This is a genomic window from Nocardioides sp. (assembly GCF_036503465.1).
Lineage (GTDB): Bacteria > Actinomycetota > Actinomycetes > Propionibacteriales > Nocardioidaceae > Nocardioides.
This window is the reverse complement of the sequence record NZ_DASXWU010000049.1, coordinates 37,839-52,727: the sequence shown is the minus strand read 5'-3', so window position 1 is coordinate 52,727 and position 14,889 is coordinate 37,839. Positions and strand designations below refer to the sequence as shown.

Genomic DNA, 14,889 nt, shown 5'->3' with positions numbered 1-14,889 from the left:
CGTTCATGGAATTCAAGGACTACGTCCGCATCGTGCTCTCGCACTGGGTGGGCGTCGTGCTCCTCGCCGTCGTCGGTGTCCTCGCTGCCGCCGGCTACAACGCCACCCAGCCGAAGGTCTACCAGGCCAGCGCGACCGGGCTGGTGTCGGTCGGCAACTCCAAGAACGCCAGTACGTCGAGCATCAACGACTCGCTCGCGAGGAACCTGGTCACTTCCTACGTCTCCATCGCCAAGAGCTCCAACGTCGCCGACCGGGTCTCGCGCTTCCCCGACTTCGCCGGCTCCGGGCTCCCCGACTCGTCCGGCGCTCTGGCGGGCGACATCAGCGTCGACCAGCCCGTCGACACGGTGCTGCTCACCATCAACGCCCGGGCCTCGAGCCCGGAGCGGGCCGTCCTGCTCGCGGACCTGTGGGTCAAGGCGCTGGCGGACGAGGTCGGGGACATCGCCGGGACGCCTGAGCCTTCGACTCTCAGCAGCGAAGAGGTCAAGCAGATCAAGGGTCCCCACATCGTGACCCTCTCGCAGGCCACCGGAGGCTCCCTCGTCCTGCCCCGCACGAACCTGAACCTCCTGATCGGCCTCCTCCTCGGGCTCATCCTCGGATTCGGCTACGCGATGATCCGGCACCAGTTCGACCGGCGGTTGCGCTCCAGCGAGGAGGTCGAGAAGAGGTTCGGACACCCGGTGATCGGCATGATCGCGTCGTCGTCCCAGATGCGAGCCGAGGACGGTCGTGCCCTGACTCTCGCCGTTGCCGGCCCGGCGGGTGCCAGCTCCGCGAGCACGGCAGAGGGCTTCCGCAAGCTGCGCACCAACCTCGCCTACATGGACGTCGACGACCCGCCTCGGGTCATCGTGGTGACGAGTCCCAAGCAGTCCGACGGCAAGTCCACCGTGGCAGCCAACCTCGCCGCCGCTATCGCCATCGGCGGCCAGCCGGTGACCCTGATCGACGGCGACCTGCGCCGGCCAACGGTGGCCGACTCGCTGGCCATGGTCGACGGCGCCGGGCTGACCGACGTCCTGGTCGGGCGGGTCAAGGCGGCTGAGGTGATCCAGGACCATCCCGACATCCCCGGCCTGCAGGTGATGGCCTCCGGGGCCATTCCGCCCAACCCCAGCGAACTGCTGGGCTCGAAGACCATGCAGAGCCTGATCAGGGAGCTGTCGAAGGACGCGATGGTGATCATCGACGCCCCGCCGCTGCTCCCGGTCACCGACGCCGCCGTGCTCACCCGCTCCGCCGACGGCGCGATCGTCGTCGTCTCCTACGGAGGGACCCTCGACACCGAGCTCTCCGCGGCGCTCGGCAACATCTCCGCGGTGCACGGCCGCACGCTGGGCATCGTCTTCAACCGGATGCGGCGTACAGCCACCAGCGGGTTCTACGGCGGGGACTACTACCGGTACGAGTACAAACCGGACGCCGGCCGCCGGAAGAACAAGGCGCGGCGTCCGAAGGAGCAGCCCGCGACGAAGGCCTGAGCGTCAGCGGCCTACGCCGATCAGCTCGCGGGCCTCGTCCGGCGTCATCGGGTGCCTCTGCGCGAGCGCGCCGATCGCGGCCGCCCGCTCGACGAGCTGGGCATTGGACTCGACCGGCACCCCCTTGCTGATGGTGAGCACGTCCTCCATGCCGACTCGGAGGTGGCCGCCCTTCGACAGGCTGGCCAGGATCACGTTCAGGGTCGAGCGGCCGATGCCGGTCGCCGACCAGCTGGTGGTCTCGCGCGGAAGGTCGCGCACGGCGGCGACGAGGGCGTCGGTCGTCCCGTTCATGCCGCCTGGCACACCCATCACCAGGTCGACGTGGACCTTCCCGCCGGCCGGGAGCCCGTACTTGTCGAGCAGCCGGCGCATCGCATGCACCTGGCCGAGGTCGAAGAGCTCGAACTCCGGGACGACGCCACGCTGCTGGGTGAGCTGGTAGAGGTCACAGACGAACGGCCAGGGGTTCGAGAACACGTCGTTGCCGAAGTTCGTCGTACCCATGGTGAGGCTGCAGGCGTCGGGCTCGGCATCGAGGACCTTGAACCTCTGGTCGAGCGGGTCGTGGACGCTGCCTCCGGTCGAGAGCTGGACGATCAGGTCGGTCGACTCCCGGACCGCGGCGACCCACTCGCGCAGCAGTGTGAGGTCGAGCGTCGGCTGGTGCTGCCGGTCACGAACGTGGATGTGGATCATCGCCGCGCCGGCTTGCTCGCAGTCCTTCGCCGTCTGCGCCAGCTCCTCGGGCGTCGTGGGGAGGTGGGGGCAGTCCTCCTTCGCCGTCTCGGCGCCGGTCGGGGCAACGGTGATCAGCAGCGGGTCGGTCACAGGGCCATCGTGTCAGGGCATGCGAGAGTCACGCCATGCGCGCTGTGGTCCAACGGGCTTCGTCCGCCTCCGTCAGCGTTGGTGGGCGCATCGTGGGGTCACTGGACTCCCCCGGCCTGCTGGTCTACCTCGGCGTCACCCACACGGACAGACAGGCCGACGCCGACTGGATGGCCCGCAAGATCTGGACGCTGCGGATCCTGCCCGACGAGCAGTCGGCCTCCGACATCGGCGCCCGGTGCTGGTCGTCTCGCAGTTCACGCTGTACGGCGAGGCCCGCAAGGGCCGTCGTCCCACCTGGGAGGCCGCCGCGCCCGCACCGGTCTCCGAGCCGTTGTACGACGCCGTCTGCGCAGCCCTGTCGGACCTCGGCGCCCACGTCGAGCGCGGTGTGTTCGGCGCCACGATGGAGGTGTCCTCGGTCAACGACGGCCCCTTCACCGTGCTCCTCGAGCGCTGACCTCGCCGCGGTGGGAGCGGGCCGCGGAAGCTCCGGCTGCAGTATCACGAGTCCCACGTGTCACAGCGCCCAGGAGCTGCTGTCACTTCTCGGCCGTTGCAACCCCCGACGAGTGGCGGGATCCCCGGTGAACCGGGTATCCCGTCGCCAACGACCTCAGATCGCGATCGTCACCTCGGCGACCGTCCCGACAGCGGCCTTCACCCGGCGGTCCACCGTCTCCGCCCGGGGAGCGAGCGTGCGTAACGTCCACTCCCCGTCGGCGGCGAAGAACCGGAAGTGACCCGTCGCCGAGGTCGGGACCTCGGCGGTGAACTCACCGGTCCGGTCCAGGAGCCGCACGTAGGCGTTGGGCACCGGCTGCCCGTCACGCACGACCTGCCCCTGGACCACGGCCTCCTTGGCGACGTCGACCCCGTCGAGGGACAGTCCTCCCGCCGTCGCTCCGCACATCAGGCGTCAGCCTCCCCGCGCTCGTCACCGAGCACCACCGGTACGCCGACCAGCGAACCGTACTCGGTCCACGAGCCGTCGTAGTTCTTCACGTTCTGCTGTCCGAGCAGCTCGTGGAAGACGAACCAGGTGTGCGAGGAGCGCTCGCCGATCCGGCAGTAGGCGATGGTGTCCTTGTCCCAGTCGACGCCGGCATCGGTGTAGAGCTGCCTCAGCTCGTCGTCGGACTTGAACGTCCCGTCGTCGTTGGCCGCCTTGCTCCACGGCACGTTCGCGGCGGTCGGGATGTGACCCGCGCGCTGCGCCTGCTCCTGCGGCAGGTGCGCCGGCGCCATCAGCCGACCGGCGTACTCGTCGGGCGAGCGGACGTCGACCAGGTTCTTCACGCCGATCGCCTGCACGACCTCGTCGCGGAAGGCACGGATGTTCTTGTCCTGCTCGCCTGCGGTGTACGACGTCGCCTCCCGCGAGGGCAGCTCGTCGGTCAGCTCGCGGCTGTCGAGCTCCCACTTCTTCCGGCCGCCGTCGAGCAGCTTGACGTCCTGGTGGCCGTAGAGCTTGAAGTACCAGTACGCGTAGGCGGCGAACCAGTTGTTGTTGCCGCCGTAGAGCACCACGGTGTCGTCGTTGGCGACGCCGCGCGAGGACAGCAGCGTCTCGAACTGCGCCTTGCTCACGAAGTCGCGGCGCACCTGGTCCTGGAGGTCGGTCGTCCAGTCCAGCTTGATCGCGCCCTTGATGTGCCCCTTGTCGTAGGCGGCGGTGTCCTCATCGACCTCGACGAGGACGACCTTCGGGTCGTCGAGATGGTCCTCCACCCACTGGGCGGAGACGAGAGCGGTGTCGCGGCTCATCTGTTCTTACCTTTCTTGTACGCCGGGTCTCGGCGCTGGTTCGTGATGGAGGTCAGCGGGTGGTCGCCCGCCGCAGGATCAGGTACAGCTCGCAGCCCAGGCACAGACCCAGGACCGCGTTCAGCAGGGCGGCCACCAGCGCCAGCCCGACGGCGACCAGCGCCGCCACGGTGGCACCCGCCAGCAGCAGGACGAACGCCACGCCGGTGAACGCCAGACCGACGGCCTGTGCGAAGCGCGGCGGTCGCGGATCCTCGAGCTCGGCCGGCGGTGCAAGACGAGGCCGGACGGCGGTCCGGAACAGCACGGCGTACGGCGTGTGCTGGACGCCGCGGACGGCCCCGATGCCGAAGACCACGGCCTGGACGGCGAGGAGCACCGCAGCGACCGGGGTCGGCGTCACGAGCACCAGGGCCAGCACCACCGACGTCAGGGACGCCGCCACCCGTGGACCGCGCGGGTCGATGCCGGAGTAGGCGGGGCTGGTGACGGTGGTGGCGGACATGGATCTCCTGACGTTCGGAACGGCTCGGATCGGAATCCGTCGGTTCGGATGCCGGGGCAGCGGCGAGACGACGGACGGCGTCAGGACATGCGACACAGCGACGAGCGGACGCGGCAGTGGTCGACGGCGCGCCGCCGCGTCAGAAGCGTCGTGGACATGATCGGAACTGTAGGCACCCGGGCACCGGGCCAACCACCGGATCGTCCGTCACGTGAGACGTCGCTCCACATGCTGGACATCACGCCAGCCTCGCGTCCAGCGCCGCCAGCACCTGGCCGGGCCGCGGCGCTCCGGTCGCCCGGGTGAGCTCCCGCCCGTCGGCGTCGAGCACCAGCGTGGTCGGGGTCCGCAGCACGCCCAGGTCGCGGACCAGGTCGAGATGCTGCTCCGCGTCGACCTCGACGTGGGTCACGCCCGGCACGACCTGGGCCACGTCGGCCAGGGTCCGCCGGGTCGCCCGGCACGGCGCGCAGAACGCCGAGGAGAACTGCAGCAACGTCGCCCGCTCCCCCCGCCGTTCGTCGTACGCCGTCCCCGCCAGCACGCTCGCGGTGACCTGGAGTTGAGGAGGGCGGTCTGCGACCGTCTCGGAACCACCGGCCCGTACCCGCTGCCTGACTCGTCTGGTCCCCCGGAACACCCCGTTGGTGAGCGTCCACCAGCCACCGATCACGACCGCCACCACGACGGCCGCGACCAGCACCCACGCTCCGAGGCTCATAACGGCGCAACCCCGCAGACGGGCGGGACATTCCGGTTCCTACGCTGAGCGGGTGCGCGTCGTGGTGCTGGGAGCAGGCGGGATCGGCGGAACGATCGGCGCTCGCCTCCACCAGGCCGGGTACGACGTCGTGCTGATCGCCCGCGGCGCCCACGGTGAGGCGATCCGCGAGCGCGGCCTCACGTTCGCCACGCCCGAGGAGCGGGTGACGCTCCGGATCCCGGCGTACGGGCACGCCGGCGAACTCACCTGGCGCGACGGCGACGTGGTCGTGCTCGCCGCCAAGAGCCAGGACACCGAGGCGGCAGCCCGCGACCTCGTGGCCGCGGCCGGACAGGTCCCGGTCGTCGCGGCCCAGAACGGCGTCGCCAACGAGCGGACCCTCTCGCGCTGGTTCGGCGACGTGCACGGGATGTGCGTGATGATGCCGACCGCGCACCTCGAGCCCGGCGTCGTGATGGCCCACTCGGCGGCGGCCACCGGGATCCTCGACCTCGGGCGTCACCCGGCCGGCGCTGACGACGTCGACGTCGAGCTCGCCGCGGCGCTACGAGCGTCGCGGATCGAGAGCGAGCCGCGGACGGACATCATGCGCTGGAAGTACCGCAAGCTGCTCACCAACCTCGGCAACGCCGTTCAGGCCCTCTGCGGTGCAGGGCACGGCACCGACGACGCGACTCGCGAGGTGCTCGCGATGCTCCACGCCGAGGCGGACGCGGTCCTCGCGGCGGCCGGCATCGACCCGGTCACCGAGGCGGAGGACGTCGAGCGCCGCGCGGACCACCTGCAGATCCGGGGGATCTCCGGCGAGACCCGTGCCGGGGGCTCCACCTGGCAGAGTCTGGCGCGCGGGTCCGGCGTCGAGACCGACTTCCTGAACGGCGAGATCGCGCTCCTCGGCCGGCTGCACGGCGTACCGACGCCCTCGAACGCCGGTCTCCAGGCGCTGATCAGACATGCGGCCGCACGCGGCGACGGCCCGGGCTCGATGACCCCCGTCGAGCTCCTACGCAACCTGGCGTCGTAGCGCCTCATTCTCCGAGGCGGCGCCGCAGCCGCGCGACCTCGGCCTCGAGCTCGAGGACTCGACCGATCCCGACCAGGTTGAGGCCGTCCGCCAGGAGCTCGGCGATGCGCCGCAGCAGGAGGATGTCGGCCTCGCTGTACAGCCGCGTGCCGCCGGCCGTGCGAGCCGGCTCGATCAGGCCTCGGCGCTCGTAGACGCGGAGGTTCTGGATCTGCATGTCCGCGCGCTCGGCCGCCACCGAGATGGCGAACAGGCCTCGGCTGTCGGGCATGGATCCTCTTCTCGAACGGCACTTGACGGCATGTGTACTGCGCGCTATATAAAACCTGTATCGGACGTTACATATCAACCCCGAGTCAGACAAGGAGGACCACCACCATGCTGCTGCGAACGACCGACCCGTTCCGAGAGTTCGACCGACTTGCGGGGCAGCTGCTCGGCACCACCAATCGCCCGGCCGTGATGCCGATGGACGCCTGGCGCGAGGGCGACGTCTTCCAGATCGAGTTCGACCTGCCCGGTGTGGCGAGGGAGTCGATCGACCTCGACGTCGAGCGCAACGTGCTGACGGTGCGAGCCGAGCGGGTGCCCCGCAACGGTGACTGGGAGATGCTCGCGTCCGAGCGGCCGCGCGGGGTCTTCAGCCGCCAGCTCGTCCTGGGCGACAACCTCGACCTCGAGAAGATCGAGGCCCAGTACGACGGTGGCGTGCTGCACCTGACCGTCCCGGTCGCCGAGCGGGCCAAGCCGCGCCGGATCGAGATCTCCTCGACCGATCAGCGCACGGCCATCGAGGCCTGATCCGTCTCGGGGCCGGCGTACGCCGACCGGCCCCGGCCGTGCCGATGGCCGCCCCGTCGTCGGGATCGGTGTGCTCCTCGCCGATCCCGGCGGCGGGGCGGTTCGGCTCAGCCGCCGGCGAAGGGCGGCAGGAACTCCACGGTCTGGCCAGGACGCACCGTGACCTCCTCCGGGTCGCGGGACTTCACCGGCTGGTCCCCGACCAGCATGGAGCACGCCTCGAGCACCCCCGGGAGCCGGGTGCCGGGGTGCAGCGCCGCGGACCGTCGTACGACGTCGGCCAGGGTGAGCGGTCCGGCCACGGGCAGCGCGTCGGTCTCGACGCCGGCCGCCGCGCGCGCGGAGGCCCAGTAGCGCACGGTGATCGGCTGCTCGCTCGGCACGGTCTCATCTGCCGCGTCGGCTCCGGTTCGGGACTCCATGCTCGTTATCCTGACGCATCGGACCAGGCCGGAGGTGATGGGGATGAGCGCCCTGCTGCTGCTCACCAGCGCCCTCCAGCCGAGCGCCGAGGTGCTGCCCGGTCTCGCCCTGCTCGGCCACCACGTCAGGATCCTCCCCGCCGAGGGCAGCGCGCTGATCGATGCTCCGGAGGCCGACCTGGTGCTGGTGGACGGTCGCCACGAGCTCGCCCACGCCCGCGACCTGTGCCGGCTGCTCCGCACCACCGGCACCGACTGCCCCGTCCTCCTCATCGTCACCGAGGGCGGCCTCGCCGTGGTCGCGCACGACTGGGGCATGGACGACGTCGTGCTCCACACGTGCGGTCCCGCCGAGCTCGAGGCACGTATCCGGCTCTCGATCGGGCGGTTGCACGCCGCGCGGAACGAGGACGAGCCCGACGACCACGTGATCCGCACCGGCGAGGTGGTGATCGACGACGCGGCGTACAGCGCGACCGTCGGCTCGCGGCCCCTCGACCTGACGTTCAAGGAGTTCGAGCTCCTCAAGTACCTCGCCCAGCACCCCGGCCGGGTCTTCACCCGCGACCAGCTGCTGCAGGAGGTCTGGGGCTACGACTACTTCGGCGGCACCCGCACGGTCGACGTGCACGTACGCCGGCTCCGGGCCAAGCTCGGGCCGGAGCACGAGACGCTGATCGGCACGGTCCGCAACGTCGGCTACCGCTTCGTGCTGCCGGCCAAGGAGAGCTCGCCCTCGGTGGCGCCAGCGTCCGCCACAGAGGCCCGGTCCTGACCGTCACCCGCGTCGGAGCGTCCGGTCTGGCACACGCACTGGGTGTGGTCGACTCCGTGGTCGCGGCCTCCGCCCGGGTCGACGGCGCCGAGCCCATCGACGAGGCGGCGCGGATGTCGCTGGCACACCGGGGCGTCGACGGGAACGCCGTCTGGGTGGCCGACGACGGGTTCGCCCTGCTGCACGGACACGACCTCGACGTCGCGGTCGCGCCCGAGGCACGAGGGCACGGCACCGGACGCGCACTGGTCGAGGCTGCCCTGCACCACGCCCCGCCTGAGGTCACCGCCTGGTCGCACGCCGACCACCCGGCCGCCGCACGCCTGGCCGCGTCCTTCGGGTTCTCGCCGGTGCGTGCGCTGTGGGTGATGTCGCGCGGCGCCGGACCGGTCGACGTACCCCAGGTCGACGGGGTGACCATCCGCGGCTACCGCGACTCCGATGCCGACGAGGTGCTCCGGGTCAACGCCGCTGCGTTCGCCCACCACCCCGAGCAGGGCTCGATGGACGCCGCCAACCTGGCCGAGCGGATGGCGGAGCCGTGGTTCGACCCGGAGGGACTACTCGTCGCCGACGCGGGAGAGGGCCTGGTCGCGTTCCACTGGACGAAGGTCCACGACGCAGAGCACGGCGAGGTGTACGTCGTCGCCGTCGACCCGGCCGCCCAGGGCCGCGGACTCGGCCGGACGATCACGGCCGCGGGCCTCGCCCACCTGGCGTCGGTCGGCGTACGCCGGATCATCCTGTACGTCGAGTCCGACAACGAGCCGGCCATCGCGACGTACTCCGGGCTCGGCTTCGAGCACGCCTCGACCCACGTCCAGTACGCCCGGGAGGGATCGGCCCGACTCAGCGTTTGAAGTGGAGGCCGACCTCGGGATCCACGATCACTTCCTGGGCCGCGGGGAGGTCGTCGACGGACAGCTGGACGTCGAGGGGGACGTTCCGCTTCACCAGGGCCAGCGCGATCGGCCCGAGCTCGTGGTGGCGGGCCGAGGTGCCGACGAAGCCGACCACCTTCTCGCCCTGCTTCAGCTCGGCGCCCACGGCAGGGAGCCGGTTCTCCGAGCCGTCGAGGTGCAGCAGCGTGAGCCGGCGTGGCGGCCGGCCGAGGTTGTGCACGCGCGCGACGGTCTCCTGGCCCCGGTAGCAGCCCTTGTCCATGTGCACGGCGGTGCCGGTCCAGCCGACCTCGTTCGGGATCGTCCGGGCATCGGTGTCGAGGCCGAGCCGCGGCTCGCCGCGTGCGATCCGCAGCGCCTCGTAGGCCCAGAGCCCGCACGCGGGCCCGGCCGCCTCGGCGTACGTCGGAAGCTTCTCGCGCGGGATCAGCTCGTGCCCGGCCGCCGGCCGGTACGTCAGGGCCAGCTCGGGGGTCACGTCGCTGATCTCGACGCGCGACATGAAACGCATCCGGTCCAGGAAGTCGATCAGTGCCGCAACCCGACCCGGCTCGGTGGCAGCCGTGAAGCCCTCCCCGTCGTCGATGCCGGCGAAGGCGTGCTCGACATGCCCCTGCGGGCTCAGGATCAGTGCCTGCGCCCACGTGCGGGCTGGCAGGTCGAGGAAGTACTGCGTGGTCAGGTCGTGCAGCCACCGCAGCCGGTCGGGTCCGGAGATCCGTACGACGTCGTGGTGCGACAGGTCGACGAACCCCTCACCCGACTCGAGCGTGCGCTGCTCGCCGTAGAACGAGCCGTAGTGCGCGGCGACCGGCGCGTCGACACCACCGCCGGCGACGGCGCCGGGCAGGGACAGCAGAGGGGAGGTCATCAATGGTCACCACAGATGCCGAAGACGGTCAGGTGGCCGACGTCGATCGTGAAGCCGTGCTCGGCGGACAGGCGTTCGGATACGGGCGTCAGCACATCAGGGTCAACGGAGATCACCTTGTGGCAATTCCGGCAGACCAGGTGGAAGTGCTCGTGCTCGTCCATCGAGTGGTACGTCGGCGCGCGGTCGCTCAGGTGGGCGTGCCGGACGAGTCCGAGCTCCTCGAGCATCTCCAGGGTGCGATAGACGGTTGAGGCGTTGACCGCGGTCGAGTGCGTCCGCACCTCGGCCAGCACCTCGTCGGGCGTGGCGTGCCCGAGCCGCTCGACCGCCTCCAGGATCAGCTCCCGCTGCGGGGTGAGCCGGTAGCCCTGCTCCCGCAGCCGCACGCGCCAGTCGCCGGACATCGAGCCGCTACTGCCTCACCAGCTGCGCGTGGGTGTGCGGCTGGAGCTCCTGACCCATCGCGGCCATGTCGTAGGCGTACAGCAGGTCGCCGTTCACGTAGCCGTAGAGCCGCTTGCCAGCGACGTACTCCTTGGCGGTCGCGGTGCGAGCGACGGCGTCGGTGACCATCTCGAACCGGGGCTGCTCGGGGTGGATCTCGCCGGTCCAGATCTCCACGAACCCGGTGTTGTGGCACATCACCATCTCCAGCGTGCCGTCCTCCTGCGGGCGCAGGAACCCGGTCTCCTGCGCGGCCTCACGGACATGGTTGCCCTCGGCGTCGACGATCCACGCCCGGCTGAAGTAATGGATGAACGGCCGCCCGTCCTGCTGGAAGACGACCTCCTGGCCGAACTGGAAGCGGTCGATCGTCGCGTACTCCCCGTGCCCGTTGCCCACCCAGCGCCCGATCAGCCACGCCAGCCGCGCGGTGAGCGGGTGGATGTTCTCCGGGATCTCGAAGGGCATACCGCCGAGTCTAGAGTTCGCGCATGTCCCGCTCCCTGGTCGTCAAGGTGACCTGCGGTGCCGACGACCCCGAGCGCGTCAACCAGGGGCTCACGGTCGCCGCGACCGCGGTGGCGTCGGGCGCCGAGGTGTCGTTGTGGCTGACCGGTGAGGGCGCGTGGTTCGGCGTGCCCGGCCGGGCCACGGACGTCGCCCTCCCCCACGCCCAGCCGCTGTCCGACCTGCTGGCCGCGGTCGTCTCGGGCGGACGCGTGACCGTGTGCTCGCAGTGCGCGGCCCGACGCGACATCGGCCAGGGCGACCTGCTCGAGGGCGTCCGCCTCGCCGGCTCCCCGTCGTACGTCGAAGAGGTGCTGGCCGAGGGCGTGCAGGCCCTCGTCTACTGACCGTCCCTCCGATGCTGAGGGCGGCGCCGGGTAGCGGTGAGCTGGGCCCCCTTGTCTGACCCGGAAGGGGTCCTACCTCACCGCCCCTCGAGGGCGGCGCCGGGTAGTGGTGAGCTGGGCCCCCTTGTTTGTCCCGGAAGGGGTCCTACCTCACCGCCGGTGGGGTGGCGTCTATGCAGCCCGACGGCGCGAGCGCAGCCCGACCGCGAGCCGCGCCGCCACCTCGGCCGACGCCGCCCGCGCCGTTCGACCGGCCCCGACGACGTTCAGGAAGCCGTGGATCTGGTCGGGGAACCGCCGGAGCTCGACCTCGACACCGGCCTCGGCCAGTTTGCGGGCGTAGGCCTCGCCCTCGTCGCGCAACGGGTCGAACCCGGCGGTCGCGACGTACGCCGGGGCCAGGCCCGCGGGCACGTCAGCCAGCAGGGGGCTCACCCGCGGGTCGGCGCGCATCGCCGGGTCTGGCACATACCGATCCAGGGAGTCGTCCATGAACTCCCGGGTGAGGTAGAACCCACTCCCGAACAGCCGCTTGCTCTCGCGGTCGTGCGTCGCGTCGGTCCCGGGATAGACCAGGAGCTGGAAGGCCAGCGCGAGGCCCTCGCGAGCGGCGCCGATCGCGGTCACCGCAGCGAGGTTTCCGCCCGCTGAGTCGCCGCCGACGCCGAGCCGGGACACATCCGCGTCGAGGGAGGCGGCGTGCTCCGTCACCCAGCGGTACGCCGCCATCGCGTCGTCGGCCCCGTCCGGGAACGGATGCTCGGGGGCCAGCCGGTACTCGACCGACAACACCCGCACACCGCTGCGCTCCGCGAGGAACCTGCAGGGCGCGTCGTGCGAGTCGAGGTCGCCGTACACCCAACCGCCGCCGTGGAAGAACACCAGCAGCGGTCCCGGCGACGCGGCGCCCGACGGGACGTAGAGCCGGGCGCGTCGATCGCCGACGGTGAGGTCGCGGACCGAGCCGATCGGCTGGTTCCCACCCGCGATCGCGGTGTGCTTGACCATCAGCCGGCGTCCGGCGTCCAGGGGCAGGTCCTCGCTCGACGGCTCTCGCACGATCCTCTCGAGCCGCAGCATCAGCTGGGTGTCGAACGCCAGGGTCTGGCCGTCGATCGTCACCGGCCGACCGCCCAGGACCCGCTGCACGCGCTCGGGAAGGCCGAGGGCCGCCCGGAGCGCGATCGCCTTCGCGCGCTGGTCGAGGGCGGCGAGGAAGGGGGAGCCGGACACGCGGACAACCTAGACGAGCGCCTCGGACCCGGCGTTCGCCCGTCGGTGCCACACTGAACCCCATGGTGCAGCTCGCGTCCGTCGACCCGTCGCGCGACGGCGACTCCTCGACCGACGAGCCGTTCGACGTCGAGCCGCCGTACACGCCGGACCTCAGCGAGCTCGCCGCGGTCACGGCGTACGACGACCGGTTCCTGGACCGCGAGCTCTCCTGGCTGGCCTACAGCCGCCGCGTCCTCGGCCAGGCCGAGGATCCGGACCTGCCCCTGCTGGAGCGGGTGCGGTTCGCCGCGATCTTCTCCAGCAACCTCGACGAGTTCTTCATGGTCCGGGTGGCCGGCCTGAAGCGCCGCATCGCCGCGGACGTCGCCGTGCGCGCGGCGTCGGGCCTGATGCCGCGCGACGTGCTGGAGCGCATCTGGGCCGAGACCCGCGACCAGATGGAGCGGCACGCGCGGCTCTTCCGTGACGAGCTGGTGCCGGCGCTCGCGAAGGAGGGGATCGACCTCGTCCGCTGGCCCGAGCTCGATCGCGACGAGCAGAAGTACTGCAAGCGGCTCTTCAAGGAGCGGGTCTTCCCGGTGCTGACGCCGCTGGCAGTCGACCCGGCACACCCGTTCCCCTACATCTCCGGCCTCTCGCTCAACCTCGCGGTCCTGGTGCGCAACCCGAAGACCGGCAAGGAGCACTTCGCCCGGGTGAAGGTGCCGCCGATCTTCAGCCGCTTCGTGCCGCTCGGCAACGAGCGGTTCGTTCCGCTGGAGGACGTGATCGGCGAGCACCTGAAGCGGCTGTTCCCGGGCATGGAGGTGCTCGAGGTCCACACCTTCCGGGTCACCCGCAACGAGGACCTCGAGGTCGAGGAGGACGATGCCGAGAACCTCCTCAAGGCGCTCGAGAAGGAGCTCCTGCGACGCCGCTTCGGGCCGCCCGTGCGGCTCGAGGTGGAGGAGTCGATCGCCCCGCAGGTGCTGGAGCTGCTGACCGAGGAGCTCGGGGTCTCCGAGGACGAGGTGTTCCGCGTCGACGGCCTGCTCGACCTCGTCGGACTCCACTCGATCGCCGACCTCCCGCGCGAGGACCTGAGGTTCCCCGCGTTCGTGCCCACGACGCACCGGCAGCTGGCCGAGGTCGAGTCCGCCAAGCCCGTCGACATCTTCAAGGCGACCCGGCGGTACGACGTACTCCTGCACCATCCGTACGACTCCTTCGCGACGTCGGTGCAGCGCTTCCTCGAGCAGGCCGCGGCCGATCCGCACGTGCTGGCGATCAAGCAGACCCTCTACCGGACCTCGGGCGACTCGCCGATCATCGACGCCCTGATCGACGCCGCCGAGGCCGGCAAGCAGGTGCTGGTGATCGTCGAGATCAAGGCCCGTTTCGACGAGGAGGCAAACATCCGCTGGGCCCGCAAGCTGGAGCAGGCGGGCTGTCACGTCGTCTACGGCCTGGTCGGGCTGAAGACCCACTGCAAGCTGGCGATGGTGGTGCGCGACGAGCCTGAAGGCATCCGGCGCTACACCCACATCGGCACCGGCAACTACAACGGCAAGACCGCCCGGCTCTACGAGGATCTCGGGCTGCTCACCACCGACGAGGTGATCGGCGAGGACGTCGCCCACCTGTTCAACAACCTCAGCGGGTACTCCCGCAACCCGACCTACGACCGTCTGCTGGTCGCGCCCGACTCGGTGCGGACCGGGCTCCTGGAGCGCATCCACCGCGAGATCGACCACCACCGCAACGGGCGCCCGGCAGGCATCCGGCTCAAGGCCAACTCGGTGGTGGACGAGGCGTCCGTCGACGCGCTCTACCTTGCGTCGCAGGCGGGTGTTCCGATCGAGTTGCTGGTGCGCGGCATCTGCGCGATCCGACCCGGCGTACCCGGGCTCTCCGAGACCATCAAGGTGCGCTCGATCGTCGGCCGGTTCCTGGAGCACAGTCGCGTCTACTGGTTCGAGAACGGCGGCACGCCGAGCGTGTGGATCGGCTCGGCCGACATGATGCACCGCAACCTCGACCGGCGGGTCGAGGTGCTGGTCCAGGTGCCGAGCGAGGACAACGTCGCCCAGGTCGCGCGCCTGCTCGACCTGGCCTTCGCGCCCACGACGTACGCCTGGGAGCTGGGACCGGACGGCGAGTGGGCACTCAACGACGGCACCGACCACCTCCAGGAGGTGCTGATCGGGCGCCAGCGGCGACCACGCGTGGTCACCTGAGAGGGCACCTCGCGGTCGGGCTCA

General features: G+C 70.9%; 18 protein-coding genes and 1 pseudogene. 8 read left to right on the top strand and 11 right to left on the bottom strand.

What is annotated here, in order from left to right:
- The first annotated feature begins 5 nt into the window (after positions 1 to 5).
- A complete protein-coding gene (locus tag VGK78_RS08820) occupies positions 6 to 1,490 on the top strand; it encodes a polysaccharide biosynthesis tyrosine autokinase (RefSeq protein WP_331527238.1) in 1,485 nt (494 codons plus the stop codon).
- 3 nt (positions 1,491 to 1,493) lie between these two features.
- Here the strand turns inward: VGK78_RS08820 and VGK78_RS08815 are convergent, their stop codons facing one another.
- The gene (locus VGK78_RS08815) at positions 1,494 to 2,321 is read right to left on the bottom strand and encodes a 3-keto-5-aminohexanoate cleavage protein (RefSeq protein ID WP_331527237.1); all 828 of its coding nucleotides are present in this window, start codon (positions 2,319 to 2,321) and stop codon (positions 1,494 to 1,496) included.
- A gap of 35 nt (positions 2,322 to 2,356) precedes the next feature.
- Between VGK78_RS08815 and dtd the strand changes: the two are divergent.
- Positions 2,357 to 2,781 (top strand): annotated as a pseudogene (gene dtd, locus VGK78_RS08810) (D-aminoacyl-tRNA deacylase).
- A 156-nt stretch (positions 2,782 to 2,937) separates the two neighbouring features.
- Here dtd and VGK78_RS08805 read toward each other — a convergent pair.
- The 4 genes from VGK78_RS08805 to VGK78_RS08790 all read right to left on the bottom strand — a co-directional run bounded on the left by VGK78_RS08805 (position 2,938) and on the right by VGK78_RS08790 (position 5,314).
- The gene (locus VGK78_RS08805; RefSeq protein WP_331527236.1) at positions 2,938 to 3,234 is read right to left on the bottom strand and encodes a DUF1416 domain-containing protein; all 297 of its coding nucleotides are present in this window, start codon (positions 3,232 to 3,234) and stop codon (positions 2,938 to 2,940) included.
- Positions 3,234 to 4,088: a sulfurtransferase gene (locus VGK78_RS08800; protein WP_331527235.1), complete on the bottom strand. Its 855-nt coding sequence runs from the start codon at positions 4,086 to 4,088 to the stop codon at positions 3,234 to 3,236. The genes VGK78_RS08805 and VGK78_RS08800 overlap by 1 nt, the downstream gene beginning before the upstream one ends.
- Positions 4,089 to 4,140: 52 nt before the next feature.
- The gene (locus VGK78_RS08795; RefSeq protein ID WP_331527234.1) at positions 4,141 to 4,593 is read right to left on the bottom strand and encodes a DUF4395 domain-containing protein; all 453 of its coding nucleotides are present in this window, start codon (positions 4,591 to 4,593) and stop codon (positions 4,141 to 4,143) included.
- Between the two features lie 238 nt (positions 4,594 to 4,831).
- A complete protein-coding gene (locus VGK78_RS08790) occupies positions 4,832 to 5,314 on the bottom strand; it encodes a thioredoxin family protein (RefSeq protein WP_331527233.1) in 483 nt (160 codons plus the stop codon).
- Between the two features lie 52 nt (positions 5,315 to 5,366).
- Between VGK78_RS08790 and VGK78_RS08785 the strand changes: the two genes are divergently transcribed.
- Positions 5,367 to 6,341, top strand: a complete 975-nt coding sequence (locus VGK78_RS08785) for a 2-dehydropantoate 2-reductase (protein ID WP_331527232.1) — start codon at positions 5,367 to 5,369, stop codon at positions 6,339 to 6,341.
- Positions 6,342 to 6,345: 4 nt separating this feature from the next.
- Here the strand turns inward: VGK78_RS08785 and VGK78_RS08780 are convergent, their stop codons facing one another.
- Positions 6,346 to 6,612, bottom strand: coding sequence for a MerR family transcriptional regulator (locus VGK78_RS08780; protein WP_331527231.1), 267 nt, complete (start codon positions 6,610 to 6,612; stop codon positions 6,346 to 6,348).
- Between the two features lie 107 nt (positions 6,613 to 6,719).
- On the opposite strand from VGK78_RS08780, the gene VGK78_RS08775 reads away from it, so the two are divergent.
- Entirely contained in the window at positions 6,720 to 7,142 is a 423-nt protein-coding gene (locus VGK78_RS08775) for an HSP20 family small heat-shock protein (protein ID WP_331527230.1), read from the top strand.
- Positions 7,143 to 7,249: 107 nt separating this feature from the next.
- Here the strand turns inward: VGK78_RS08775 and VGK78_RS08770 are convergent, their stop codons facing one another.
- Positions 7,250 to 7,564 (bottom strand): MoaD/ThiS family protein, encoded by a 315-nt coding sequence (locus tag VGK78_RS08770; protein WP_331527229.1) that lies wholly within the window; start codon positions 7,562 to 7,564, stop codon positions 7,250 to 7,252.
- Between the two features lie 43 nt (positions 7,565 to 7,607).
- On the opposite strand from VGK78_RS08770, the gene VGK78_RS08765 reads away from it, so the two are divergent.
- Both VGK78_RS08765 and mshD read left to right on the top strand, forming a co-directional pair.
- The gene (locus VGK78_RS08765; protein WP_331527228.1) at positions 7,608 to 8,339 is read left to right on the top strand and encodes a response regulator transcription factor; all 732 of its coding nucleotides are present in this window, start codon (positions 7,608 to 7,610) and stop codon (positions 8,337 to 8,339) included.
- Between the two features lie 44 nt (positions 8,340 to 8,383).
- Positions 8,384 to 9,199, top strand: coding sequence for a mycothiol synthase (mshD, locus tag VGK78_RS08760; protein WP_331527227.1), 816 nt, complete (start codon positions 8,384 to 8,386; stop codon positions 9,197 to 9,199).
- On the opposite strand, the gene VGK78_RS08755 is transcribed toward mshD, so the two are convergent.
- The 3 genes from VGK78_RS08755 to VGK78_RS08745 are packed head-to-tail and all read right to left on the bottom strand — an operon-like array spanning position 9,189 to position 11,027.
- Positions 9,189 to 10,112 (bottom strand): folate-binding protein, encoded by a 924-nt coding sequence (locus VGK78_RS08755; RefSeq protein ID WP_331527226.1) that lies wholly within the window; start codon positions 10,110 to 10,112, stop codon positions 9,189 to 9,191. The genes mshD and VGK78_RS08755 overlap by 11 nt on opposite strands.
- The gene (locus VGK78_RS08750; protein ID WP_331527225.1) at positions 10,112 to 10,519 is read right to left on the bottom strand and encodes a transcriptional repressor; all 408 of its coding nucleotides are present in this window, start codon (positions 10,517 to 10,519) and stop codon (positions 10,112 to 10,114) included. The genes VGK78_RS08755 and VGK78_RS08750 overlap by 1 nt, the downstream gene beginning before the upstream one ends.
- Positions 10,520 to 10,526: 7 nt before the next feature.
- On the bottom strand, positions 10,527 to 11,027 hold the full coding sequence (locus VGK78_RS08745; RefSeq protein ID WP_331527224.1) for an FABP family protein: 501 nt from the start codon (positions 11,025 to 11,027) through the stop codon (positions 10,527 to 10,529).
- Positions 11,028 to 11,050: 23 nt separating this feature from the next.
- Here VGK78_RS08745 and VGK78_RS08740 point away from each other — a divergent pair, with 23 nt between their 5' ends.
- Complete coding sequence (locus VGK78_RS08740; protein WP_331527223.1) at positions 11,051 to 11,413, top strand: DsrE family protein; 363 nt, start codon at positions 11,051 to 11,053, stop codon at positions 11,411 to 11,413.
- Between the two features lie 171 nt (positions 11,414 to 11,584).
- Here VGK78_RS08740 and VGK78_RS08735 read toward each other — a convergent pair whose 3' ends face one another.
- Positions 11,585 to 12,646, bottom strand: a complete 1,062-nt coding sequence (locus tag VGK78_RS08735) for an alpha/beta hydrolase (protein ID WP_331527222.1) — start codon at positions 12,644 to 12,646, stop codon at positions 11,585 to 11,587.
- Positions 12,647 to 12,708: 62 nt separating this feature from the next.
- On the opposite strand from VGK78_RS08735, the gene VGK78_RS08730 reads away from it, so the two are divergent.
- Complete coding sequence (locus tag VGK78_RS08730; protein WP_331527221.1) at positions 12,709 to 14,865, top strand: RNA degradosome polyphosphate kinase; 2,157 nt, start codon at positions 12,709 to 12,711, stop codon at positions 14,863 to 14,865.
- Positions 14,866 to 14,889: the final 24 nt, after the last annotated feature.